This is a genomic window from Sphingobacterium sp. SGL-16 (assembly GCF_011043515.1).
GTDB lineage: Bacteria > Bacteroidota > Bacteroidia > Sphingobacteriales > Sphingobacteriaceae > Sphingobacterium > Sphingobacterium litopenaei.
In genome coordinates, this window is sequence record NZ_JAAKGQ010000053.1 from 1 (window position 1) to 24,803 (window position 24,803).

Annotated in this window: 21 protein-coding genes, 1 other RNA gene and 1 pseudogene; 9 read left to right on the plus strand and 14 right to left on the minus strand. The window is 35.0% G+C overall.

What is annotated here, in order from left to right; genetic code table 11:
- Positions 1 to 269: 269 nt before the first annotated feature.
- Positions 270 to 503, minus strand: coding sequence for a hypothetical protein (locus tag G5B32_RS14265; protein WP_165292191.1), 234 nt, complete (start codon positions 501 to 503; stop codon positions 270 to 272).
- Between the two features lie 101 nt (positions 504 to 604).
- Here G5B32_RS14265 and dprA point away from each other — a divergent pair, with 101 nt between their 5' ends.
- The 5 genes from dprA to accD all read left to right on the plus strand — a co-directional run bounded on the left by dprA (position 605) and on the right by accD (position 4,604).
- The gene (dprA, locus tag G5B32_RS14270) at positions 605 to 1,702 is read left to right on the plus strand and encodes a DNA-processing protein DprA (RefSeq protein ID WP_165292192.1); all 1,098 of its coding nucleotides are present in this window, start codon (positions 605 to 607) and stop codon (positions 1,700 to 1,702) included.
- A gap of 16 nt (positions 1,703 to 1,718) precedes the next feature.
- The gene (locus G5B32_RS14275; protein WP_165292193.1) at positions 1,719 to 3,239 is read left to right on the plus strand and encodes an MFS transporter; all 1,521 of its coding nucleotides are present in this window, start codon (positions 1,719 to 1,721) and stop codon (positions 3,237 to 3,239) included.
- A gap of 1 nt (position 3,240) precedes the next feature.
- Positions 3,241 to 3,468: a DUF6814 family protein gene (locus G5B32_RS14280; protein ID WP_165292194.1), complete on the plus strand. Its 228-nt coding sequence runs from the start codon at positions 3,241 to 3,243 to the stop codon at positions 3,466 to 3,468.
- Between the two features lie 82 nt (positions 3,469 to 3,550).
- An RNA gene (ffs, locus tag G5B32_RS14285) (signal recognition particle sRNA small type) lies at positions 3,551 to 3,648 on the plus strand.
- Between the two features lie 113 nt (positions 3,649 to 3,761).
- The gene (accD, locus tag G5B32_RS14290) at positions 3,762 to 4,604 is read left to right on the plus strand and encodes an acetyl-CoA carboxylase, carboxyltransferase subunit beta (RefSeq protein WP_165292195.1); all 843 of its coding nucleotides are present in this window, start codon (positions 3,762 to 3,764) and stop codon (positions 4,602 to 4,604) included.
- 44 nt (positions 4,605 to 4,648) lie between these two features.
- On the opposite strand, the gene G5B32_RS14295 is transcribed toward accD, so the two are convergent.
- Entirely contained in the window at positions 4,649 to 4,993 is a 345-nt protein-coding gene (locus G5B32_RS14295) for a hypothetical protein (protein ID WP_206366913.1), read from the minus strand.
- Positions 4,994 to 5,094: 101 nt separating this feature from the next.
- On the opposite strand from G5B32_RS14295, the gene G5B32_RS14300 reads away from it, so the two are divergent.
- Entirely contained in the window at positions 5,095 to 5,433 is a 339-nt protein-coding gene (locus G5B32_RS14300; RefSeq protein ID WP_165292196.1) for a MerR family transcriptional regulator, read from the plus strand.
- Here the strand turns inward: G5B32_RS14300 and fbp are convergent.
- From fbp to G5B32_RS14315, 3 genes and pseudogenes are all read right to left on the minus strand, one after another.
- Positions 5,430 to 6,433 (minus strand): annotated as a pseudogene (gene fbp, locus G5B32_RS14305) (class 1 fructose-bisphosphatase). The gene G5B32_RS14300 and the pseudogene fbp overlap by 4 nt on opposite strands.
- 36 nt (positions 6,434 to 6,469) lie before the next feature.
- On the minus strand, positions 6,470 to 6,964 hold the full coding sequence (locus G5B32_RS14310) for a metallophosphoesterase family protein (RefSeq protein WP_165292197.1): 495 nt from the start codon (positions 6,962 to 6,964) through the stop codon (positions 6,470 to 6,472).
- Positions 6,965 to 6,968: 4 nt separating this feature from the next.
- Positions 6,969 to 7,694: a tRNA1(Val) (adenine(37)-N6)-methyltransferase gene (locus G5B32_RS14315; RefSeq protein WP_240899066.1), complete on the minus strand. Its 726-nt coding sequence runs from the start codon at positions 7,692 to 7,694 to the stop codon at positions 6,969 to 6,971.
- Between the two features lie 55 nt (positions 7,695 to 7,749).
- On the opposite strand from G5B32_RS14315, the gene G5B32_RS14320 reads away from it, so the two are divergent.
- Positions 7,750 to 8,868: a hypothetical protein gene (locus tag G5B32_RS14320; protein ID WP_165292198.1), complete on the plus strand. Its 1,119-nt coding sequence runs from the start codon at positions 7,750 to 7,752 to the stop codon at positions 8,866 to 8,868.
- On the opposite strand, the gene mutS is transcribed toward G5B32_RS14320, so the two are convergent.
- The gene (gene mutS, locus G5B32_RS14325) at positions 8,865 to 11,471 is read right to left on the minus strand and encodes a DNA mismatch repair protein MutS (protein WP_165292199.1); all 2,607 of its coding nucleotides are present in this window, start codon (positions 11,469 to 11,471) and stop codon (positions 8,865 to 8,867) included. The two genes, G5B32_RS14320 and mutS, sit on opposite strands and share 4 nt — an antisense overlap.
- 111 nt (positions 11,472 to 11,582) lie before the next feature.
- On the minus strand, positions 11,583 to 11,945 hold the full coding sequence (locus G5B32_RS14330; RefSeq protein WP_165292200.1) for a DUF2200 domain-containing protein: 363 nt from the start codon (positions 11,943 to 11,945) through the stop codon (positions 11,583 to 11,585).
- Between the two features lie 135 nt (positions 11,946 to 12,080).
- Between G5B32_RS14330 and mtgA the strand changes: the two genes are divergently transcribed.
- Positions 12,081 to 12,836 carry a monofunctional biosynthetic peptidoglycan transglycosylase gene (gene mtgA, locus G5B32_RS14335; protein WP_165292201.1) on the plus strand — a complete coding sequence of 252 codons (756 nt, stop codon included), beginning with the start codon at positions 12,081 to 12,083 and terminating at the stop codon, positions 12,834 to 12,836.
- A gap of 115 nt (positions 12,837 to 12,951) precedes the next feature.
- On the opposite strand, the gene G5B32_RS14340 is transcribed toward mtgA, so the two are convergent.
- The 7 genes from G5B32_RS14340 to G5B32_RS14370 form a co-directional block, all read right to left on the minus strand.
- Positions 12,952 to 13,827 carry a DUF4302 domain-containing protein gene (locus G5B32_RS14340; protein ID WP_165292202.1) on the minus strand — a complete coding sequence of 292 codons (876 nt, stop codon included), beginning with the start codon at positions 13,825 to 13,827 and terminating at the stop codon, positions 12,952 to 12,954.
- Between the two features lie 5 nt (positions 13,828 to 13,832).
- A complete protein-coding gene (locus G5B32_RS14345; protein WP_165292203.1) occupies positions 13,833 to 14,735 on the minus strand; it encodes a putative zinc-binding metallopeptidase in 903 nt (300 codons plus the stop codon).
- A 2-nt stretch (positions 14,736 to 14,737) separates the two neighbouring features.
- On the minus strand, positions 14,738 to 16,330 hold the full coding sequence (locus G5B32_RS14350; protein WP_165292204.1) for a RagB/SusD family nutrient uptake outer membrane protein: 1,593 nt from the start codon (positions 16,328 to 16,330) through the stop codon (positions 14,738 to 14,740).
- Between the two features lie 11 nt (positions 16,331 to 16,341).
- The gene (locus G5B32_RS14355; protein WP_240899067.1) at positions 16,342 to 19,902 is read right to left on the minus strand and encodes a SusC/RagA family TonB-linked outer membrane protein; all 3,561 of its coding nucleotides are present in this window, start codon (positions 19,900 to 19,902) and stop codon (positions 16,342 to 16,344) included.
- A 398-nt stretch (positions 19,903 to 20,300) separates the two neighbouring features.
- Positions 20,301 to 21,461, minus strand: a complete 1,161-nt coding sequence (locus G5B32_RS14360) for a FecR family protein (protein ID WP_165292206.1) — start codon at positions 21,459 to 21,461, stop codon at positions 20,301 to 20,303.
- A gap of 60 nt (positions 21,462 to 21,521) precedes the next feature.
- Entirely contained in the window at positions 21,522 to 22,055 is a 534-nt protein-coding gene (locus G5B32_RS14365) for an RNA polymerase sigma factor (protein ID WP_165292207.1), read from the minus strand.
- A 55-nt stretch (positions 22,056 to 22,110) separates the two neighbouring features.
- A complete protein-coding gene (locus tag G5B32_RS14370; RefSeq protein ID WP_165292208.1) occupies positions 22,111 to 23,202 on the minus strand; it encodes a lactonase family protein in 1,092 nt (363 codons plus the stop codon).
- A 174-nt stretch (positions 23,203 to 23,376) separates the two neighbouring features.
- Between G5B32_RS14370 and G5B32_RS14375 the strand changes: the two genes are divergently transcribed.
- A complete protein-coding gene (locus tag G5B32_RS14375) occupies positions 23,377 to 24,741 on the plus strand; it encodes a peptidylprolyl isomerase (protein WP_165292209.1) in 1,365 nt (454 codons plus the stop codon).
- Positions 24,742 to 24,803: the final 62 nt, after the last annotated feature.

The window sequence follows — 24,803 nt, forward strand, 5'->3', positions numbered from 1 at the left end:
GCCGATTTATAAATAGTGCGATATTGCTTTTTTCGAGCTTCATATCTTTGTTCTGCAGAAAGAGCTTTACTAATTCCAACAGTATCAATATTTAGGGTATCCTTTTTAAGTGTATCCAAAAAAGAGCTCGAAATATATGATTTCTTCTCAAATGAGCTCAAAAGAAAAATAGAGGATATAAAGAAAATAAAAATACAAAGGCGCATAAAAAAAGGTTATACCTTAAAGATACAACCCTTTGATTCTGGATATTAATATTTTAACCAAAATTAACTTCCCAATTCTTTCGTTATCTCTGCCCCTATACGGTTCACCTCCTCGTCCATTCCAAACATCGGCAAACCTGTTTCAGGATGAAGTTTTAACCAGCTTGTTTCGGTATCTTTAATAATCTGCACATACTCTTTTCCTTCTTTAAAGATAGTATAGGTATCTTTTTCGTCCGGAAAAACCGAATAGACTACATTATTAATTTCTATATCAAAAGGTTCTTGCATTTCCATAGCTCATCAATTTTTAATACACAAAGGTAACACTCCTAACAAAAAAAGGGTTAAAGGTTTGGAATAAAAACAAAGTATTCCTTATATTTAAAGCACCAGTTATGAACATTCTCGAGAAAATTGCATTGACCAAAATCAAAGGTATTGGCCCAAAATTGAGCCGTACGTTATTGGCATACAATGGTTCCGTAGAAGAAATTTTCCGTAGTTCGAAGAAACAGCTGTTAGCCATTCCCACTATTGGAGAAATACTAGCTGAAAATATAGCCTCCAAATCTTATCTCAAAGAAGCCGAAGAAGAGTACAATTTTATTCAAAAACATGGGATTGAAATCGCGTGGATAGAAGATAAAAACTATCCCAAGAGACTCAAAAATTGTGAAGATGCATCTATCCTATTATACTACAAAGGAACGGCATCGCTAAACCCCTCAAGAGTAATAAGCATAGTAGGTGCACGGAATGCTACAAATTATTGCAAACGTATTTGTGAAGATTTTATTCAACAGCTCAATGATTTTGATGTTCAAATCATAAGTGGTCTTGCCTATGGCATAGATAGTTTAGCACATCGAGAATCGTTGAAAAACAATATTCCTACAATCGGCATATTAGGACATGGATTGGACAGAATCTATCCAGCTACACATCGGGAATTAGCATCTCGAATGCTGGAGAATGGAGGTTTGCTGACGGAATTTCCTTCTGGCACAAATCCAGATCGGCAAAATTTCCCAATGCGTAATCGTATTATAGCTGGACTATCAGACGTTACTATCGTGGTAGAAGCAGCCATTAAAGGCGGAGCTTTAATCACGGCAGAAATTGCCAATACGTACAATCGCTATGTTTGTGCTTTTCCGGGCGGAATTGATCAAGAGTATTCTGCAGGTTGCAATTACTTGATTAAAACCAATCGCGTACCTCTCATTCGCAATGCGGAAGACTTGTCTTATCTGATGAATTGGGGCAAAGAAAATAAGAAAGCTAATGCAAAACAATTAAATCTTATCCCGCCTGACATGAGCAAGGATGAGAAAAAAGTTTATGAATACATCAAAGAATATGAAAAATGGAGTTTTGACGACATAGCCTTATTTGGTGACTGGCCACAAAGTAAATTGGCTATTATTTTTCTCGAAATGGAGATGAAATCCCTTATTGTCTCCTTAGCAGGAAAAACATATAAATTAATCTAACCTTGTATAAACATTTATGACAACAGAAACGCAATCCAGCAAAGGTATTTGGAAAGTAATTGGAGCCTCTTCCCTTGGGACGCTCATTGAATGGTACGACTTTTTTATCTTCGGAAGTTTATCGATCGTGATATCGACAAAATTCTTCCCAGCTGATAATCCTACAGCAGCCTTCTTGTCCACTTTAGCCACATTTGCGGCAGGCTTCGTGGTAAGACCATTTGGCGCATTATTTTTTGGACGATTAGGAGACCTTATCGGACGGAAATACACATTTATGGTTACCTTGATGTTAATGGGCGGTGCAACATTCTTAATAGGTTGTATTCCAAGCTACGAAACCATAGGATTTTGGGCACCTTTTTTAGTTTTAATTCTACGCTTACTGCAAGGGCTAGCTTTAGGTGGAGAATATGGAGGAGCAGCTACGTATGTTGCTGAACACAGTCCTAAAGGACAACGCGGCTATTGGACCTCATGGATACAAACTACTGCTACTTTCGGTCTTTTTATATCCTTAATCGTGATTTTAGTGACTCGCACCTTGATGGATGAAGAGCAATTTGATAGTTGGGGATGGCGTGTACCTTTCTTATTGTCACTTTTCATGGTATATGTATCCTATCTGATTCGTAAAAACATGGATGAGTCACCAGAATTTAAGCAAGCGAAATCTGAAGGTAAAACCTCTAAAAATCCTTTAAAAGAAAGTTTTGGTAATAAATATAATCTGAAATTTGTATTACTTGCCTTGTTTGGAGCGGCAATGGGACAAGGCGTAGTATGGTATACGGGACAGTTCTATTCCATGAGCTTTATGAAAACGGTCATGCATTTACATACCGATCAAGCAGACATGATCTTAGGAATAGCCTTACTATGTGGCACACCATTTTTTATCGTTTTTGGATGGCTTTCGGATAAAGTGGGACGTAAGTGGGTCATGCTTACTGGTATGGCTTTAGCTTTACTGACTTATCGTCCTATTTACGAACAGATGTATCAAATAACCAATGTGGCTAACAAAGAAGAAATAGTAGCACAAAAAGAAGAATTCTTTGAAGAAGTAAATACAGAAAGTGGAGAGGACGAAGTCATTACGCATAAATCATATTATACCGATGGTACTATTCTGACTACCACAACCACAAAACACATTTCTAATACTGTGGAGAATTCCATATCTACAAAACAAAATATTACCATATCAGGTGGCAATTATGTGTTCTTGATATTGCTCATTTTTATCCAGATTATTTATATCACATTAGTATATGGCCCAATTGCAGCCTTCTTGGTTGAAATATTCCCAGTAAAGATTCGCTATACATCCATGTCCTTACCATATCACATCGGAAATGGCGTATTTGGAGGCTTATTACCTGCTGTTTCCACGTATTTGGCAACAAATGCACAGACACTAAATGATGCAGAATATTATTTAGCAGGATTATGGTATCCTATCATTATTTCGGCCGTATGTTTTATCATCGGTTCATTGTATATCAATAAAAGTATTTACGCTAAAAATCAATAGAATGGAATTTTTGAAAAAAATATTAGGCATAGTTTGGATCATATTAGCATTAGCTACCGCATATTTCTGTATTGTACAATTTGGCTTTCCAAAATTACAGACAGGAAACCAAGAAGATTTAGTTTTTGGGCTTATTATTGTGTTTATTTTAACACCCATTGTGTCAATAGGACTAGGTATCTTCGGTTATTTTGCGCTTAAAGGCGAATACGATGAAAGGAAAATGTAATTTTTCCTGCTGAACATCAGTGCGATAGGAAGATTACAGTGATTTACTTTTGAAAATCTCAAAATTTTCCTACTTTTGTGGTGGGTAAGTCCTTTACGACCAGCTCCCTTTGACTCCCCCAGGATGGGAACATAGCAAGGGTATTAGGTTGAGCGGTGCGATAAAGGGAGCTTGCCCATTTTTTGTGTCTATACTTTTCTATTTCCGCCTGAATTCCTTTATCACTTTTAGCCTTTAAGTTTTACTTTTACCATATCTTTTTGTTTATTTGTAGTTCGAATAAACACTATTGTATGAGTTGGTTTAAAAGAAGTACTGCAGGTATTAGAACTGCAACAGCAAACAAAAAAGAGGCTCCTGATGGGATGTGGGATAAGTGTCCTAATTGTAAAAAACCTCTTTTGAATATTGAACAAATCGAGAACAAATACGTGTGTCAGTATTGTGATTATCACATCCGTATTGGTTCTGCAGCATATTTTTCTATTTTATTTGACGACAATCAGTTTACAGAATTATTTCCTAATCTAACTGCGGGTGATCCTTTAAATTTCGTTGACAGCAAACCTTATCACGAACGTTTGGTTGAAAGCCAAAAGAAAACCGGCCTTAAAGATGCTCTACGTTCTGGTCACGGGAAATTGAATGGACAGGATATTGTTATCGCGTGTATGGACTTCAACTTTATAGGTGGTTCAATGGGATCAGTAGTAGGTGAAAAAATTGCACGTTCTATAGACTATTGTTTGGAGCATAAATTACCATTTATGTTGATCTCAAAATCAGGTGGTGCTCGTATGATGGAAGCTGCATTCTCGTTGATGCAAATGGCTAAAACTTCAGCAAAATTGGCTTTATTAAGTAAAGCGCAATTGCCTTATATCTGTTTGTTGACTGACCCTACTACAGGTGGTGTGACAGCTTCATACGCCATGTTGGGCGACATTAATATTGCAGAACCTGGTGCTTTGATTGGTTTTGCGGGACCACGTGTCATCAAAGAAACGATTAAGAAAGACCTTCCTAAAGGTTTCCAAACTTCGGAATTTGTATTAGAACACGGTTTTTTAGATTTTATAGTAGATAGAAGACAACTAAAAGACAAAGTTTCAACTTTCTTGAAGTTGGTAAAATAACAACTTACAACAAAGGTCATTCTATTCAGAATGACCTTTGTCTTTTATATATAATTCCAAAAATTCCAAATCTTACGTTTCTTCAGATATTTTTCGTTTTCTTGATTTGCGTATGCTTCCCTTTCAAAACAAATATTGCGATAAGCTTTATCAAAGTTTCGATACTGAATAAATCGTATCAAAAACTCACTCAAATACCAAATATAGAACGGGAAAACAAGCAACTCTAAAGCTTGGAAAAGATGAATACTTTCGTGGTTTAGAAGGATTCTATCCGATTTTAATCCTCTTTGTCGCAAAAATATAAATGGAAAAATAGTAATAGCATCAGCCTTCCCAAAAGAAAAAACTTTAGTCCAAAACTTACTCACGAATATTTTCCCTTTCATCTTGTTAAGTATCTTCCTTAATTTACAACAATTATTCCTAACTTTAATATTTGAATCATAGATTGTATATTTGTTATCTTTAAGAAAAACAAGTCACGGGTATGCCTTACAAAGAACGAGAAATAAATAAATTGTACTATACAATGGGAGAAGTCACTGAAATGTTTGGTGTCAATGCTTCTCAGATTCGTTTTTATGAGCGTGAATTTGATATTCTTCAACCAAAGAAGAATAAAAAAGGTAATCGTCTATTCACTCAAGAAGATATTGCTAACTTGAAAATCATCTTCAATCTCGTAAAAGACAAAGGATATACGCTACAGGGTGCTCGTGAGTATTTGAAAGCAAATAAATCAGAAGCAAAAGAGAACCAACGTGTTGTCGATTCTCTTGAGCGTTTGAAATCTTTCTTATTAGAAGTTCGAGATAGCTTAGGTTAATTCAAAAACTCCAGCACTTTATCCACCATCTTTGTGCTACCGATTATGGCAGGAACGCGTTGATGCAATTCTGTAGGTTTTAATTCTAAGATACGTTCCCTCCTGTTGAAGCCTTCCCTCCTGCTTGCTCGATAATAAAAGCAATGGGATTACATTCGTACATCAATCTTAGTTTTCCGTTTGGCTGCGCAGCTGTCTGCGGATAAATAAATACTCCTCCCAATAACAGATTACGGTGAATATCAGCTACCATTGAACCAATATAACGGGAGGTATACGGTCTATTAGTTTCTGTATCTTCTTCTTGGCAATATTTAATATACTTTTTAATTCCTTGTGGAAATTTTATATAGTTTCCTTCGTTAATAGAATAGATTTTTCCTGTCTCAGGAATTTTCATGTTTGGATGCGAAAGACAAAATTCACCTATAGATGGATCTAAAGTAAAACCATTAACGCCTTTCCCAGTAGTATACACCAACATCGTAGATGATCCGTAGATTATATAACCAGCCGCTACTTGTTCTAAACCAGTTTGAAGGTAATCATCCTCCGTAATATCTTCACCAACTGCACTTTTTCGCCTATAGATAGAAAAAATTGTTCCTACAGAAACATTGACTTCAATATTGGAACTGCCATCCAAAGGATCTATACAAACGATATATTTAGCATTTTTAGAAATACCAGCGTCAGTTAATAGCACACCTTCTTCTTGTTCTTCGGATGCCACAAAACAACATTCTCCACCACTTTTCAATGCGGAGATAAATTGCTCATCAGCGTACACATCCAATTTCTTTTGATTTTCCCCAAATACATTGGTACTATCACCATTTGTACCCAAAATGTCCGCTAATCCGGCTTTATTAACCTCTCTATTTACAATTTTGGCTGCAATGCCAATATCACGTAATAAACGGGAAAGTTCGCCTTTGGCGTAAGGAAAGTCAGCTTGTTTTTCAATAATGAACTGACCTAGCGTTTTTATAGATATCATAATTTTGAGTTTCTAAAAGTAAAAATATGAAATATTTTACCTTACATTCAACTCGATTATTTCCAAATTTTCAATTTTACCATTATTTAAATCAAAACGCATAAGCGTGCGAACTTTATGCCATCCATGCTTACCAGCTGCACCAGGATTTAAATGCAATAGCTGTAATTTTTGGTCATATTGCACTTTCAGAATGTGCGAATGGCCGCAGATAAAAAGTTTAGGTGGATTTTTGGTAATTTCCGATTTCACAAGGGAAGAGTAGCGTCCTGGATATCCTCCAATATGTGTCATCCACACATCCACACCTTCACATTCAAAACGCAAATGTTCAGGGCAACGTAGTTGAATGGTCTTATCATCAATATTCCCATACACCCCTCGAAAAGGCTTAAAAGCTTCAAGTTTCTCTACTGCCTCCAAAGAACCAAAATCTCCAGCATGCCAAACTTCATCGCAATTTTCAAAATGTTTGAAAACCGCATCATCCAAGTAGCTATGTGTATCTGATAATAAGCCTATTTTTTTCATAATCCTAGAATGCTAAAAAGAATGGTTTTAATACCGTACGATATTCAGCAGAATACACACCTTTCTCTTCATAAATAATGAAATCATCCTGAATTGTACTTTCGACAGAATTCTTTCCTAAGGTAATCAAATTTCTTATCACTTCAGAATCAGCAAAAGAGCGCATGGTAATAGTTTTACGAAGATGAAGTCCCATCGCGTGCCCATGTTCTATGACATATTCTGCTAATTCAACTGGTAATATCAACTCCAACTGCCCATGGAGTGTAAGTTTCTCCTGTGCAAATACTAAAAGTTTATTAAAAAAATCAAAATCAGTATGTCTGGCTAATTTTTTTCTGGAATCAGGATTGTGCAAAGAATTCGTATAAAAAGGCGGATTGCTGACAATAAGATCATATGGAAAATTAGACTTCACCTCTTCGAAAGATCCAAAATAGGCTTGTATCCGATTCTTAAAAGGAGAGTTTTGAAAATTATCTGTTGATCTTTTAAAAGCTTCTTCATCAATTTCGACCGCATCCACCTGAGCGTCTGTAAATCGTTGTGCCAGCATCATAGCAATGACTCCTGTACCCGTCCCGATATCCAATATCCGCGTAGGATTATTTGCAGCTACTGTTGCGCCTAACAATACCCCATCCGTATTGATTTTCATGGCGCAGCCCTGCTGATTGACTTCAAACTCTTTAAATCGAAAAATTGATCCCATTGCAGCAAAGGTAGACATTTTTGCGTTTTAAGAATTTGAATATTATACATACTTTAGTATTAAACTAACCACTATGAATATTATAAAACCTGTCATAACTTTTCTTTTTTTATTTATCAGCACTTTTTCCCTGTTTGCCCAAAACTCCTGCGAATCGGTTACGGCTATTGCAATTGAAAAACTCCTCACTCAGTTACAGCGTAATGATTACAATGGAATTGTACAGACTTTGAATACGATGGAAGCAAGCTGTGGAGAATCTGAATTCACATTGCGTACGCGATTAATCTATCAAATTATAAACAAGACCAATACCGATCAGCTACGTTCCAAATATTTTAAAAATAAATTTGACAGCAAATTAATTACACGTTGGGATGATTCGTATGAAAATAGATCTTCTTATCAGCAAAATAAGAAGAAATATGATTACGTTCCGCTTGGCCATCCAACAGATTCTTTATTAAAAATCAAAGCGACTGCTCTTTTGAATTCTCCAACATATAATAACATAAACAAGGAAGAAGAAGCATTATTGTATCTTTTTAATGATGATATCGATTCCTACTTAAATATTTTGCAGCCAGAATCAGCACCGGACAAGAAGATGAAAGAGCGAATAGAAGTGGATCAACACAAGGAAAAGAATACTTTTGGAGTACACATCGGCTCTTTCCAGCCTATTGGTGAGAATTACTATTTTGGAAAGTCGGTTACCGGAGGATTGTCTTATATGACTCCTTTTATCAATGATTTTGTGTTGGACGTTCATTACAAATTTCGCGCACATTCTAAAGCTCCGGCATTCGACTTTGTCTATAAAGAGGAAATTCGTGAGGTAGAATCAAAATCAAGTCATGTAATCGCCTTAGGTGTAGGGTATAAATTATTGGATAAAGGTCGATTTATTATCTTACCTAAAATCAATTTGGGCTATGGTTTTATTTGGACTGGATTATCCGAAACTGTTTACGGAGAAGACGATGATGGCAATGAAACCGAAACGATGCGATTCAGAAATGTGCAAACCTTGCATTCAAGCTTAGGTATTTCAATTATGCGACACATCGCAAAGAAAACCTACATCGGTATCGAAAGTAATGTACATTTAGTGCCGTATAAATGGGATAGCCGATTGAAATCAGACATCCCATCCAAATACGCATCTTTCGAGTTTTTTGTACGTTTTTAACTTTTTAAAACGCGCTGAATTTCGTCTAATTTCATCAACGCCTCCACAGGTGTTAATGAATTGACATCCAAATGATTCAGCATATCACGGATTTTTTCTAAGACAGGATCATCAATGGCAAACATTTGTAATTGATGCGCTTGTTTTTGAATTTTGCGCATGCTGTCTTTGATTTTCTCTCCACCTGTACGTTCTTGCTCTAGACGTTTTAGGATTTCCGAAGCACGTCCAATTAATTTTGGAGGCATACCCGCCAATTTAGCTACGTGAATACCAAAACTGTGTTCAGAACCACCAGGCATTAACTTACGTAAGAAAATAACTTTATTATTAACTTCTTTCACCGTCACATTATAATTTTTAATGCGTGGCATAGAGTTATTCAACTCATTTAATTCGTGATAGTGCGTGGCAAACAACGTCTTCGCTCGGGCAGAAGGATGATTGTGCAAGAATTCGGCAATAGCCCACGCAATGGAAATCCCATCGTATGTACTTGTACCACGACCAATTTCATCTAATAAAATCAACGAACGATCCGACAGGTTATTCATAATACTTGCTGTCTCGTTCATTTCTACCATAAAGGTTGATTCACCGGATGATAAATTATCAGAAGCTCCTACCCGGGTGAAAATCTTATCCACCAAACCGATGTGCGCTTCTTTTGCAGGAACAAAAGATCCAATCTGCGCCATCAACACGATCAAACCAGTCTGACGCAATAGCGCCGATTTACCTGCCATATTCGGACCGGTGATAATAATAATTTGTTGTGTTTCGGGATCTAGATAAGTGTCATTTGTGATATAATCCTCCCCTATCGGAAGATTCTTTTCAATCACAGGGTGACGACCACCTTTGATATCTAATATTTTGGAATCCGAAATTTCCGGTTTTGAGTAATAATTTTTCTCTGCTATTGTCGCAAAATTTAGCAATACATCCAATTTAGCAATCAATTGTGCATTCAATTGAATAGGCTTGATGTATTCGGCTATAGAAACCAGCAACTCGCCGTAAATTCTATTTTCTATAACCTGAATTTTCTCTTCCGCACCTAAAATTTGTTCTTCGTATTCTTTTAGTTCTTCCGTGATGTAACGCTCTGCATTCACCAAGGTTTGCTTACGAATCCAGCTTTCTGGCACTTTGTCTTTGTGCGTATTGGTCACTTCGAGATAATAACCAAACACATTATTGAAAGCTATTTTTAAAGATGGAATACCCGTTGCTTCTGCTTCACGACGTTGGATTTCAACTAAATAATCTTTTCCTCCAAAAGCGATCTTACGTAATTTGTCCAAATCTTCATCAACGCCATCCGCTATGACATTACCTTTGTTGAGCAAAACAGGTGGTTCTGCTTGAATAGTTTGCTCAATCTTTTCACGAATGATTGTGCAAGCATTTAGCTGCTCCGAAATCATTCGCAAAGCTTCTGATTCCGTTACATTCGTTAATTCTTTTAGCTTTTCGGTAGCATATAGCGAACGTCTTAATTGAATAATTTCACGCGGATTAGCTTTAAGCAAACCTATTTTAGAAATCAAACGTTCTAAATCCCCTACTTGCTTGATTTCACGAATCAATTCATCTCGCAAATCACGATGCTGATAGAAATAATCTACCACATTCAAACGTTCCTGAATGGATTTACGATCTTTCAGTGGCATCACAATCCAACGCTTCAATAGACGCGCACCCATTGGGGAAGCCGTTTCGTCCAACACATCCGAAAGAGTAGTTGCATTTTCATTAGCAGAGCCAATTAATTCCAGATTGCGAATCGTAAAACGATCCAACCACATAAAGCGATCTTCCTCGATACGTGCAATATTTGAAATATGCTGCAGATTTCGGTGTTCGGTTTCATTTAGATAATGCAAAGCAACACCAGCAGACACAATTCCGACAGTCATTCGGTCAATACCAAAACCTTTTAAAGAATTAACCTCAAAATGCTTTAGTAAAGTTTCATTGGCGTAATCACCTGAATACGGCCATTCGTCTAAAAAATATGTATAATACGACGACCCAAACTGTTCTAAAAATTCTTTGGATTGTTTGCGAGGCATAATTACTTCCGTCGGTTTGAACCCCTGAAGTAACTTATCAATATAGTTTACACTACCTTGTGCAACTAAAAATTCACCTGTCGAAATATCTAGAAAAGAAATTCCGACTGTGCTTTTTTCAAAATAGACAGAAGCAAGGTAATTGTTGGATTTTTGTTGTACGATATTGTCGTTGTACGAGACTCCTGGTGTAACCAATTCGGTTACGCCACGTTTGACAATAGTTTTCGTTTGTTTTGGATCTTCCAGTTGGTCACAGATAGCGACACGACATCCTGCACGCACCAACTTTGGCAAATAAGTTTCGAGCGAATGATGTGGAAAACCAGCTAAAGCCGTTTCGGATTCCGTCCCATTTCCTCTTTTGGTTTGAACGATACCCAAAATTCCGGCAGCCTTAATCGCATCTTCACCAAACGTCTCATAAAAATCACCTACCCGAAATAACAGTAATGCACCTGGATATTTAGCTTTGATGCTATTATATTGCTGCATTAGAGGAGTTTCTTTCTTTGCCTTTGCCAATGGAAAATAAATTTTAGTTGAAGCGTAAAAATAAGATAAAAGCCGTGATTTGACAAGGGCAAAAAAGGCTTAATTTTTGCACAAAATCAATTGATAATCGCTCAATTTTTCTTATTTTCTTAAGATTTTTTCCATTTTCTTTCCTTTTGCCAGTTCATCTACCAGCTTATCTAAGTATCGCGCTTTCTGGGTCAACGGATTCTCGATTTCTTCTATACGGTACCCACAAATTAACCCTGTAATCAAATGTGCATTTTCATTTAATCTTGCCGCATCGAAAAATTCCTTGAAAGTAGATTTATTGTTGATATGTTGCTGAATTTCTTCTTCTGAAAAACCTGTTAACCAAGAAATAACCTCATGTAATTCTTCTTTGGTTCGTTCTTTTTTCTCGACTTTAGTCACATAATGTGGATAAACCGACGCAAATATCATTTTTGCGATCTTTTCATCGTGCTTACTTGTATCCTTCATCTGTAGAATTATTATAATTTATCCAGTTATCGATCTCTTACTACTAAGAAATATATTACCATACAAGTTACAAATCCTCGTGCATATTGTACATTTTTTCTTTAGGTTTGCATCAAAATACCGTATCGAATAGTCATGGCTATCAAAAGAACAAATTCAAATTCATCTTCCCCTCGCAAGAAAACTAATACGCGAAAATCCCCCTCCAGAAATTGGTTTCAAATTACCAAAAAGTGGACTATTCGTATCGTACTTGGATTTTTTGCTGTCACCATATTTTGGGTTTTGGCCTTACGCTTTATTAATCCTCCTGTTACTTTTTTAATGATAAAACGGGGTTTTGAATGGAAAGCAGCGGGCAAAGGTTTCAAGATTGAAAAGGAATGGTTGAATTATGATGAGTTATCAACGAATCTTAAAAAAGCTGCTATTGCAGGCGAGGATGCACATTTTATGACGCATAATGGATTTGATACAAAAGCCATTATGGAAGCTTTCGAGAAAAATAAGGATGGTAAACCTCTCCGCGGAGGATCTACAATTTCACAACAAACTGCTAAAAATGTTTTTTTATGGCCTCAACGTTCATGGGTTCGAAAAGGCTTAGAAACCTATTTCACTTTTTTGATTGAATTATTCTGGTCCAAAAAGAGAATTTTGGAAGTATATCTTAATGTTATCGAAATGGGTCAGGGCGTATATGGCGCTGAAGCTGCTGCGCAATACTATTTTGACAAATCTGGCAAAAGCTTAACCAAAAAAGAAGCAGCCTTAATCATCGCGATACTGCCGAATCCACGTAAATGGGATTCCCGCAGACCTTCCCGTTATGTCAATTCCCGAGCAAATAGCATCGTCAGATATTTGAATCATTATTCCGTACCAGAGTAATGATTGTTATATCAAATTATGTAGTTACTATTTAAAAAACGCCCTGCCTCATATTAATGACGCAGGGCATTTTTATGCATTCATAATTGATATGAATATTTGATAAAGAGATATTCTATGTGCTTGGAACTAATTTAATTGTACCCTCATTATTCGTAAAGTATCCCTTTATATATGCTCCAGTAGGCTCAACATATTTTAAAGTTTTAAATTTAACACCACCAATTTCATACTCCTTATAAAAGCTTAACCCATTGGGAGTAAATCTATATGAGAATGTAGTAGTAGTCGAAGTTGTTTCAGAGGTAATTGTCGCTCTTAATGCTCTTTTAGTTAATGAATTTGCAAATGTTGCAGCAATTGTTTCACCACCAACTTCAAAGGAATACCCTCCTAAAGGGAAGAATTTAGTTACCGCAGCTTTATAAGCAGCAATTTCTGAAGCATTCACGGCTGTTAGAACCGCGATATTATATGATTTACGACCTTCTAGAATGACAGAATCCGCAGAAGCCTTTAGGACAAGGAAGTCATTTTCACCCTTCATACCTTCATTAGACGCACCAATACCTGCAGTTGTATTAATAAAACCAGGCAATTGATAGGCACTATTTTTATTATAATACTGTGGTAAAGCGAAAAAATGAAATATGGGGTTATAGGTATCAAATGTTAAGATAGGGCCTGCACCTGGCACTACCGTGTAAGTACTGGTTGTAGCTTCTTTAGTAGTAAAATCTCCTTCGAATACTACATTGGTACTATTTTGAAATTTAACAAATAACGTATATCCCCCAAACTCTAATGCATTACTTGGATAATATTCCATTAACCAACTCGATGTATTAGCTTGAAGCGTACTATATACCTTTTCAACAGTCATATTTAAACGATCAGTAGGATTTTCATCAAAAATTTTATCCATTTTCTTTTCACAACTTGTGGCTAGAGACAAAATTGATATACCTAGTATAAAAGATTTAATTTTCATGTTTCTTAATTTAAAGTTGTTTGATCAAATGTTGCTAAATTACTATAACGAGATAAAATTTCCTGTCTTAGTAAGTCCATATCCACACCCCATTCAGACTTCATATAGGTTTTAACAATTGCCAATTTATTGTTAACTATTGTTCTACCTGCTGCTGTTGCTCCTGCTGAATTAAGAATCGCATCGAAATCCGCCTGTGATCTTGTAACATAAAAAGAAAAAAGTTCTGCAAAGTCTTCACCATCTGCTTTCGATGCATAAGGGGAAATAAACCCTGCGGCAACCGCAGCCCCTGTAGTTGTATATTTTGCATTCCACTCATCATCGACATAGCTCAAACCTGAAATTTCTTTAAAATTACTAGGATATGGGCGATTTTGATTTAATATATGTTGAAACTCATGATGTATAGTTTTAAAGAAATATTGATTCAAGAAAGTAGGATTTTTACCATTTGCTTCGCTCAATTCTAACAAATTATAAAGAGATACTTTCGTTCCAGACTCTGCTGTTCCTAAAATAATTACTCCATTTGTCTGTACCGGAACTGAACCAGTAAATGTAATGAGTTTTGGAAAGTTATCTTTAAGAAACTGCGTACCTCCAGTCACCACATCATAAGGTTGCATGCTTGCATATAACATCAATTTTGTCAAACGAACAGAGGCCTCGTAAGGTGCAGGCACTAATCGATAAGCCATATCAGATTCTTTATCTATATATTTATAAAGTAGTTCTACATTATATGGCTTAGTATAATTGTTATATATATAATTGTCCAAAGGATTTTTAGGAATCACCGAGTCCACGAAAACACTATTTGGATCTAAAGCATCTTCTTTTTCACATGAGGATAGCAATGTAGCCAGCCCAGTAAATGTTAAAAATATTAATCTATTAAATTTCATAACTATCTAGGATTAGGTGTTAAACCAGCTGAAATAACATCTTGCGGTAACTGTATCGCTCTACGAGCATCTCTATTTTTTAAGGTATTGTCACTCACTTCATAAGTATGAACACCATTATTAATAGCCGGAGCAACTCTTCTGGTAATTTCGATGCCATATCTTTTTACATCGAACCATCTCATTCCTGTACTTAAAAATTGTAACCTTTTTAATGATAATACAGCATGAATCATATTTTCCTGCGTACCTACCTCTATCGTAAATTCTTGATTTAATTTTTTCTTAGGAGTAGGTGCGGTTGGCGTAAAATATTCAAAAGAATTAGCCCACGTATTTATAGAAGCTTCACTAATTACACTAGGATTATTAATAGTATTATTATTTATATGTAACTGCATATCCTCTATAGCTTTACCATAATTTTTTAACATAATATAGGCTTCAGCACGATTTAATAAAGCTTCCTCGGAAGTAATCGGAGCATATACTCCTTTGGTATAGCCAATTCCAGCTACTGGATCTGTATATTCAAACATCCTTGCAACATGTGGAAAAATTATTCTATTTAATGTAGCACTAGTATAAACAGAAGCTTTTATACGATAATCTGTCGATAAAGAAGCTTTACCAAATGGCTGTCGTGCAAAAATAGTTTCTAGCATACCAATAGATCCTCCATGAGAAATCCTATTTATAGTAGAATAATTACCAAAAGTTTGTCCCATAGCGGATGTCACTGCTGTCATCAAGAAATTAGCTTTTACACTACTTGAATTATACTCTCTGGCGAAATTTTGAAAATCAGCTGAAAATGTTGCAATGGTTTTATAATCTCTTAAAGTTGAACTTGGATTATCTCCCAAAGCTATCGTTGCATATTCAATTACTTTATTCCAATCTTCCATAAACAATGCAACCCTTGATGCAAATGTATATGCTGCTGCTTTGTTAAAATGATATTTTGCTACATTCGAGTTCGCATAACTAGCATCATTAATTAATGGCAAGCCTTCTTCTAAATCTTTCGCAATATAATCATATACTTCAGCAACTGTATTACGCTCATATTTTGGATTCAATACAGTTTCTGCTTTAGTCATATAAGTTATACCCAAATCAGTCTTTGAATGAGTCTTAGAGAAGTTTTGGGCAAACATATTAACCAAAATCCAGTGATTATATGCACGTGCCAGAAGTGCTTCACCCTTTTGGGCTGATAAGGTAGTTGGATTACCTTCTTCTTCAATCGCCTGAAGTGCAGCATTGGCACTTGCTATGGCATTATATCCACCTGCCCAAATTCGCTCAATACCGTCATTATTAGTTTCTGTAATATCTTCCCACTTATAAATCTGTTCAATAAATCTTGGGTAATTAACATATGTAGAGGCTACTTCATCTACATTATCTGATGAAATTTCAGCAACAGTTACGTATGATGCATATGGATAAGCACTTACTAACATCTTACCTATCTTTTCCGTATTATCTAGTTCAGCACGATTATCAGGTAGTACATCAAGATATTTTTCACATGATGATAAACTAATAATACCGGCAGATAATAAAATATGTATTAATCTAATTTTCATAATTTATAATATTAAAAGCCCATTTTAAGTGTTAAAGTATATTGTCTAGTAATAGGCAAAGCTACACCACCAGCATTCACAAACTCTGGGTCTTGACCATTCAATCTTTTATCGGCATAAACTAACCAAGGATTAATCACGTTAAAACGTAAACCAAGATTGGCCATTTTTAACCTTTGCACAAAATCCTTTGAAAAATCATATGTTAACGAAACATCTTTCATACGTATAAAATCACCCTTCGCTATTGTTTCTGTTGAATAATTATAGCCATTATATGCATAATCATATTGACTATTATTACGAATAAATCTGCTATCCAAAATAACAGGAATATTAGTACGTAACTCGTCACCAGGATTAACCCAAGCATCAGTTAATTCGCGCGGGGTAGCATCTAAGTCTGTATATCCAGTTTTATATGCTGGATCCAGACGGATTACATTTCCAAATGAATAAGTGAAGAATACATTTAATTTAAGATTTTTATAAGAAAATATGTTTCCAAAACTTCCTAAATCAGTTGGATCTGTTGGGCCTTCGTACTTTAAGAATTCAAGATCATCACGTCTCTGAAAATTAAGACCTGTAATAGTTTCATTTCCATCGAAATTTAGAAACACAGGAAGACCACTTTGGTTAAGTCTTACAAAAGGAATAGAGAATAATGACCTTACAGGATATCCTTCTAAAGCAAAACCACCTCCTGCTATTAGATCTAGAATTCTACTATTATTTTCCAGAGATGTTACTTTATTTTTTGCTTTGGCATAAATAAAATTAGATACCCACGAGAAATTATCATTTTTAATAATCGTTGCCGCCAAACTCAATTCGAATCCGTTAGATTCCATATCCGCTACATTTCCATATTTAGTAATTTGACCTCCTAATCCCTGAGTATTCACAATTCCAATTAAATCAAACTGCTTTCTAGTATAGTAATCAACATCTAATGCAATTCTATTTCTCCAAAGACCTATAGAAGTACCGATATTAAATTCATGTTTTTTCTCAAATGTTAGTTCGGAGTTTTCTAAACTTGAAATACTTAGACCGGTTTCTTTATCTGCGGTATTTGGTCTCCAAGGATTATAACTGGTGATTATTATTTTAGAATTAGTTACTGAGGAAGGACCTCTATCTGCTGTCAAGCTATAAGAAGATTTAATACTAAAATTACTAACAGGTATATCCAAATTTTTGAAGAAAGTTTCTTCTGAAACATTCCACATACCTGCGATATTCCAAGTAGGCATCCAACGTGCTGTTTTACTTCTTCCTAATCTATTTGTTCCCTCATACCGAATAGTTCCATTTAAGGTATATCTATTATCGTAAGTATAGTTTGCAGTACCATAAAATGCGGCTTGTCTACTTCTGGTATTTCTTATTGAATAATAATTTGAGTTTTCTTCTTGACCCTTTTTAAACAACTTATAGTCTATAAATGGAATTTCACCTAACTCATATTGAAGTCCCCAACCTCTAAACCAATTGTTATTTCTTTCAACTGAATTCGTTTCAGCTCCTGTAAATACATACACCTTATGTACATCATCAAAAGTCTTGTCATATGACGCTGTAAAACGAAAATCATTCGTTAACATTTTGTAATCTGTACGATTATATATACCTCCATAAGGCATTACTGTTTCTGGAACAGCATATGGATCATCTGGGTTTGTATATAAGTATGAATTAGAATTTCTGATAAAAGTTGTTGGCATCCAACGGTAGGCCAATGCTTGGTTGGAGTTGTCTTTTATATAATGTTGTTGCGAAGTTTGTTGGTATCTAGTAGCTGCCAATAATCCTAATTCTAAGGGTTTGATTGGTTTCCACTTCAACTCTCCTTGAAACTTAATATCTGCCGCATTTACATCCATAAAGTTGTTATCCAACTCATGTAAAATATTAAATGGAGCATAATTTCTTGTATAAAACTTATCCGGATCAAGAGTACGAGAAGTATTTAATGCATACGAATAAGGATTAATATCAAAATCTCTTTTGATTTCCATTGCCACTGTATTTATCGTCTGGCCTAAAGTACCTGGAGCTTGTTGATCACGATAAGAACCATTTGTTCTCAGATCTAATTTTAGGTTTTTATACAAATCGAATGAAGAATTGAACATTCCAGTATATCTTTTTACACTCGATTTTTTAGACCATCCATCATCAAAAACTCCACTGATAGATGTATAATACTGCGCTCTATCTGTACCGGATGATAAACTTACAGAGTGATTTTGCATAATGGATTTACTGAACAATTGGTTAAACCAATTTGTATTTCTATACTCAGCTTCTCTCAAATACGCATTTCTTGCTTCTGGAGTATTTTCAAGAGTTCCATTTTTAATCATCTCATACATCTTACCATACTCTCCTGATTCACTTCTGACTGCTACGCTTGGCATTGTCAACCAACCTCTTTGTTCCAATGTTTGGTAAAAGGCCATCTGCTCTTGAGAGTTCATAATATTAAAATTCGAATAAGATGGTATGGCTCTAGATGTAAACTCTCCCACATAATTTGCACTATTTCGTCCTGAAGCCCCCTTTTTAGTAGTGATAACGATAACTCCTCCCATTGCACGAGCACCATAAATAGATGTTGCAGAACCATCTTTTAAAACGGTAAATGATTCAATATCATTAGCGTTTAAACCAGCTACAGCAGAACTTATTAGTGTAAGAGCATCACCTGAGGCTAGTGCGTCAGATGACACATCTGCTACATCCTCAATTATAATTCCGTCAACCACCCATAATGGCTTAGACGAACCAAAAATTGATGTTGCACCGCGAACTCTAATTTTAGGTGCTGTACCAAATGTGCCTGTTTGATTCTGAACTATAACCCCTGCAACACGGCCTTCCAAAGCACGTGAAGGATCAGGTAAGCCCCCCAGTTCAATATCTTTCATGTCCACTTTGGTAGTTGCTCCTGTAAAAGTTCTTTTATCTATTTTAGCACCTAAACCTGTAACTACCACTTCATCTATATTAGATTCTTCTGAAGTAAGTACAATTCTGATATTATTCAAATTTGATATTGTAACTCGACTTGATTTATATCCCAAATACCTTGCTTCAATAATATTTCCCGCAGTGGCTGGAATTTGGAATTTACCATCCTTATCAGTCATTGAGGCGTTGGTAGAGCCCACTATAACGATAGATACGTTACTTAACGCTTTGCCCTCAGCATCCACCACAATTCCAGTAGCTTGCGTCTGAATAACATTTTTCTCTAGCGTTGATTTTGGAGTCTTTGTACTGACTAATATAGTATTAGATACAATTTTGTATTCAAATTGATCCTTTGATAATATTTTAGATAATACGTTTTCTAAAGGCTCATTTTTTACGTGAAGCGTTATTTTAGGCACTCTTACTAAAATTTCATCATTGTATAGAAATTTATATTGACTCTGCGATGTAATACTTCTAAATACATCTTCTAATTTGGCATTTTGCAAATTAAGGGTTACAGTCTGTGCAGTGATTTTTGCAGATACCAATTGAAGACTAGCCAATAAAATGAAAATATAAACTTTCATATAAAATAAAGCTTTTTTAAGAGTTGGGGAGGAAGCCCACAACCTCTTTTTGGGATTGTTAATCATACATTTGTTAAGGTTTAACATTAAATATTTAGTTAGTAAATTATTTTGACAAGAATGTTGGCGCATTCCATAACTGTCACTTTAAGTAGATATTTTATTCATATACATTCATTTTAGGTGAAAAAATCAAGTTAATTAATCCGCTAGTTTGGCAAAATCATATTAACATTCTGATGATAAACCAAATCTTTTTGCTTGAAAAGAAACCGTAAAACCATAAAAACCACCAGGTTAGTATATTATATATAAACACTTTTAGTTACTTTTACAGTTGGTTTTACATTAAAACTATTTAGTAAATTCATTTTGACAGGAATGTTGGCGCATTCCTGTTATTTATTAATATTCATATTTTCTCCTTCTATCCTTACCTCCAATCCAGAAATAAATTCCAACATTTTGCGAACTTCTGTAAGCGGAACATCTCTACGCAATTCACCTGAATAAGTGCCTTGACTCTTCGCTAAACTAGAGCTTATATGTACTTTTACACCATACCAATCTTCGATCTGCTGAGCAATCCTATGTATAGTTGTGTTATTGAAATAGAATATGTTGTTTTTCCATGCTAAATCCGCGTATATATTTGCTTTAAACACTTTAAACTGATTATCTAATACTATTGCGGCTGAATTTGGTGTCAGTATTTCTTCATCATAATCATTGCTTAATTTTACACTTCCTTCTACTAGGGTGGTTTTAAAGTTATTCTTAGCGGTGTTTACATTAAACTTTGTTCCTAAAACTTCGATAATACCTTTATCACTTTCGACGAAAAATTTGCTATTTTGAAATTTGGCTACTTCAAAATAAGCTTCTCCGGATAAAATAGTGATTCGACGTTCGTTTTTAAAGCTCGCTGTTGGGATTTTCAATCTGGAGTTAGCATTGACCCAAACTTTTGTTCCATCAAACATAGCAAATTGTATAATCTTTGCTTTTGGAACTATTAATTCATAATAAGAACTCCCGTTATTAAGTTCCTCATCTGATATTTTGGATTCGTTCACTACAACTGAGCCATCCATTTCTATATTGAATGAATCTTCTAGCGTAACTTTTTGTCCGTTTGATTTAATAAGTATAGCACCTGAGGTTGCAGGTAAAATTTCACCTGATAAATCTTTTAATACTTTTCCTTCAGAGAGCTGGACTAGAGTTTCCTCCTGTAAAGTACTGGTATATTTTAGGTACAAAAATGAAATACTAAATAAGACCAGAATAATGGACGCTACATAAAACCAGTGGCGAGGATAAAATTTAATAACCTTCTTATCTTTTTGATTTATTTTTGCTGATAACTTATTCCAAGCTTCTTCTTTATCAAATAAGTTGTAATTAATAATATCTTGTTCAAATGATTTAGAATTCAGTAAACTATCTAATAAGTCCTGATTCTTTTTATTTTGAGCTAGCCATATATCTAATTGCTCTTTTTCGGCAGGAGAACAATCACCTTTAATATATTTTACGATAATATCCTTAATAGACATAAACTAGGTTTTATATCTATAAGAAACCTAACACCTAATAAAGGGTGACAAGAAAATGAATTATTTTAAAATAAAATATAAAACTAAAAAAAACTCAGGACTTAATTTTGATTGTATGTACTTTAATCCGCGTTGCTTTTGGGTTTTTATCGTATTAATACTTAATTGGAGCTGTGTGGCAATTTCTTTGGTAGATAATCCTTCGAGGTAGTATAGTTTAAAAATATTTTGGCAAGAATCTGGAAGTTTTGCTATAATTTTATTGATTTCACCGACTGTTTCCGCTTTAATCATAGCATTATCAAAATCTAAATCGACAAAATCAACAAAAGGTGTCAAATCATGATATTTTCGCTCCACTTTTGTGCGCCGAGCCCAATTAAGCACACTATTTTTTATTGTGGTATATAAATAGGCTTTTAAAACCTTTGCCTCCTTATCTAATATTTCTTGATTATTATATAAGGCAATAAAAGCATCTTGAACAAAATCTTCGGCTAAGATTTTATCATTTACCAAGGTGTATGTAAAGAAACATAAGTTTTGATAATGTTCTTCAAATAAATCTTTAAATTTTAAAGATATTACAGACATGACTTTAGGTAATAATTAACTAATAATATCAAATATAATAAACAATCCAATTTATTCAGAAAATAACACAAACTGGTTTAGGAATTTGTAGAACTAAGCCCACATCTTTTGGTTTTTCTAACTTTTTAGAAAAGATGGTGATATTATTGGTGTTTTGATTTGTAACAAAGATGAATTTTTCACTTGGGGATAAATTAACATTTCTAGGAGAGTCACCAAAGACACTCGAATATCTCTTCACCTTAAGCTTTCCATCTTGATTAATTTTATATTGGTAAATAAAATTAGCTGTTCCCCTATTCGTCGCGAATATGTACTTTCCATCTTTACTTAATTTAATATCTCCGCCGCCATGTTCGCCTTTGAAATTTGTTGGATACATTGGGACTATTTGCTTGGAAACCCAATCATTATTCTCTTTTTGAAAAACCTGAACTTCTCCAGTCATTTCCAATATGCTATATAGCGTTTTTTCATCTTGAGAGAAAACTAAATGTCTTGGACCACCACCGAATTTAGTTTTGATCTCCTGCACCTTATGGAATCTATATTTATCATTTTGTCGCTCAATTTCAAAAACATAGATTAAGTCTGCGCCTAAATCGGATACATATACTTGAGAACCCTCCCTATTGAAAAATGCGGAATGAATATGGGATTCTTCTTGTCTTTCGTTATTAATACTTGAACCATTGAACTTCAAAAAATCATCCAAAGCATGTATACTTCCATCTTGATTCAAAGAATACAGCACTAACGAACCACTCGAATAATTGGAAACAACAAGTACTGGATCTTTGGGGCTCAAAGAAATGTGACACGGATGTTCTCCATCCGTGGAGACATGGCTTAATATCTTATCTGAATCCAAATCGTAAACCGTAAGCATTCCTTTAGAATCCTCATTTACTGCATATAAAACCGCCCCTTTACGCGCGAGGAAAGATGGATTATCCATAGCAATAGTCTTTTCTAATATAGCTTCACCTGATCTTTCATCAAAATCATAAACATAAACGCCTTTACTATCATTACCGCTAGTGTATGTACCCACATACATTTTTTCGTGTTGTGCATATACTGTATTCATATGCAATACAACAGTTGATATACTCAAAAGGATGAAGGATAGAAAAAGACGTTTCATAGACTCGTTAAAATTCGTTAAATAGATTATTTGCTTGATTACAAAACAGTATATTCGCAGATAAAGCTCCTGAATAGTTATTGCTGGCAGTAAGTTAGCATTATTCAATTGAAAAATAGTGCTTTTATAAATTATTCTAATATTTTTGTACCATAAATTTTGACTTACAATTTAATGAAAAAACTTTTAGGAATACTTATTATTCTAACGGTATCCATAAATACTTTATCGGCACAAGAAAAATTAGTAGATCGTATAATTGCTACTGTAGGGAATGCGCAGATATTGCAATCAGATCTAGAACTTGAATACACACAATTTTTGGCGCAAGGAAATAAGCCTGACGATAAAATCAAATGCTATATCCTACAACAATTGTTGACCCAAAAATTATTAGCTCAACAGGCAGTTATCGACTCTGTAGAAGTCTCTGAAAGTGAAGTGGACGATCAATTGAATTTTCGTATCCGCAATATGGTGCAACGAGCTGGCGGTAAAGAGCGTTTGGAGGAATTCCTAAACCGCTCCATCCTACAGCACAAAGAAGAGATGCGTCCTGCTGTAGCAGAACAATTGAAAGGTAATAAAATGCAAGGTCAAATTGTCTCTAAAATCGATGTTACTCCTGAAGAAGTAAAACGATATTTCAACAGTTTGGATGCGGATAGTCTTCCTTATTTTAATACAGAAATCGAATATGCACAGTTAGTGATTAATCCTGTATTGACGAAAGAAGAAAAAGATCAATTTCGTAAAAAAGCTGAAGGCTACCGCCAACAAGTACTTAACGGCTCTGACTTTGGAACTATCGCGCGTTTATATTCTGAAGATGGTTCTGCTCCTTATGGAGGTGAATTAGGCTTCAATACCCGCGAAAATTGGGTAAAAGAATTCTCTGCAAATGCTTTTAGATTGAAAAAAGGTGAAATATCTCCAGTATTCGAAACACAATTTGGTTTCCACTTTTTACAAGTATTAGAACGCCGTGGTGAAGAGGTAAACGTTAGACACGTATTGGTGAAAAAACAAGCTACTTTCGAATCATTGAACCGTGCAAAGGCTAAGATTGATAGCGTTGCTGATTTGATTAGAAACAACAAATTGACTTTCAACCAGGCTGCTTCTATTTATTCGGATGACCAAAACACGAAATACGCTGGTGGTGTCGTATCAAATATGGAAGATCGTTCTACATTAATTCCGATGGATCAGTTGGACGATGTTGAAGTTTTCAATGCTATCGACCCATTGAAAGTTGGTGAAATATCAAAACCAATTGTTTATACAGACAAGCGTTTAGGCGAAAAATCATACCGTATCTATTATTTACGTTCAAGAATACCTCCGCACAAAGCAAATATGGAGCAGGATTTTGCGAAGATAAAAGAAGCTGCAAGACAAGATAAGATCAATCGTACGTTGAGCGAATGGTTTGAGTCAAGAAGAGAAACAACTTACATCGATATTAATCCTGAATTTTTATCGTGCGAAGAATTAAAAATATGGACAAAACCTACTAAGGAATTAGCAGTTAAATAAGAACAAAAAATAAGGCTTGAAAATTTGAGGGCACTGAAAAAGTCCCCTTTTATATTGGGCCA

Coding starts and splice junctions, on each gene's coding strand:
- G5B32_RS14265 (WP_165292191.1), bottom strand. CDS start 503: ATGGAAATGCAAGAACCTTTTGATATAGAAATTAATAATGTAGTCTAT.
- dprA (WP_165292192.1), top strand. CDS start 605: ATGAACATTCTCGAGAAAATTGCATTGACCAAAATCAAAGGTATTGGC.
- G5B32_RS14275 (WP_165292193.1), top strand. CDS start 1,719: ATGACAACAGAAACGCAATCCAGCAAAGGTATTTGGAAAGTAATTGGA.
- G5B32_RS14280 (WP_165292194.1), top strand. CDS start 3,241: ATGGAATTTTTGAAAAAAATATTAGGCATAGTTTGGATCATATTAGCA.
- accD (WP_165292195.1), top strand. CDS start 3,762: ATGAGTTGGTTTAAAAGAAGTACTGCAGGTATTAGAACTGCAACAGCA.
- G5B32_RS14295 (WP_206366913.1), bottom strand. CDS start 4,993: ATGAAAGGGAAAATATTCGTGAGTAAGTTTTGGACTAAAGTTTTTTCT.
- G5B32_RS14300 (WP_165292196.1), top strand. CDS start 5,095: ATGCCTTACAAAGAACGAGAAATAAATAAATTGTACTATACAATGGGA.
- G5B32_RS14310 (WP_165292197.1), bottom strand. CDS start 6,964: ATGAAAAAAATAGGCTTATTATCAGATACACATAGCTACTTGGATGAT.
- G5B32_RS14315 (WP_240899066.1), bottom strand. CDS start 7,694: ATGTCTACCTTTGCTGCAATGGGATCAATTTTTCGATTTAAAGAGTTT.
- G5B32_RS14320 (WP_165292198.1), top strand. CDS start 7,750: ATGAATATTATAAAACCTGTCATAACTTTTCTTTTTTTATTTATCAGC.
- G5B32_RS14330 (WP_165292200.1), bottom strand. CDS start 11,945: ATGAAGGATACAAGTAAGCACGATGAAAAGATCGCAAAAATGATATTT.
- mtgA (WP_165292201.1), top strand. CDS start 12,081: ATGGCTATCAAAAGAACAAATTCAAATTCATCTTCCCCTCGCAAGAAA.
- G5B32_RS14340 (WP_165292202.1), bottom strand. CDS start 13,827: ATGAAAATTAAATCTTTTATACTAGGTATATCAATTTTGTCTCTAGCC.
- G5B32_RS14345 (WP_165292203.1), bottom strand. CDS start 14,735: ATGAAATTTAATAGATTAATATTTTTAACATTTACTGGGCTGGCTACA.
- G5B32_RS14350 (WP_165292204.1), bottom strand. CDS start 16,330: ATGAAAATTAGATTAATACATATTTTATTATCTGCCGGTATTATTAGT.
- G5B32_RS14355 (WP_240899067.1), bottom strand. CDS start 19,902: ATGAAAGTTTATATTTTCATTTTATTGGCTAGTCTTCAATTGGTATCT.
- G5B32_RS14360 (WP_165292206.1), bottom strand. CDS start 21,461: ATGTCTATTAAGGATATTATCGTAAAATATATTAAAGGTGATTGTTCT.
- G5B32_RS14365 (WP_165292207.1), bottom strand. CDS start 22,055: ATGTCTGTAATATCTTTAAAATTTAAAGATTTATTTGAAGAACATTAT.
- G5B32_RS14370 (WP_165292208.1), bottom strand. CDS start 23,202: ATGAAACGTCTTTTTCTATCCTTCATCCTTTTGAGTATATCAACTGTT.
- G5B32_RS14375 (WP_165292209.1), top strand. CDS start 23,377: ATGAAAAAACTTTTAGGAATACTTATTATTCTAACGGTATCCATAAAT.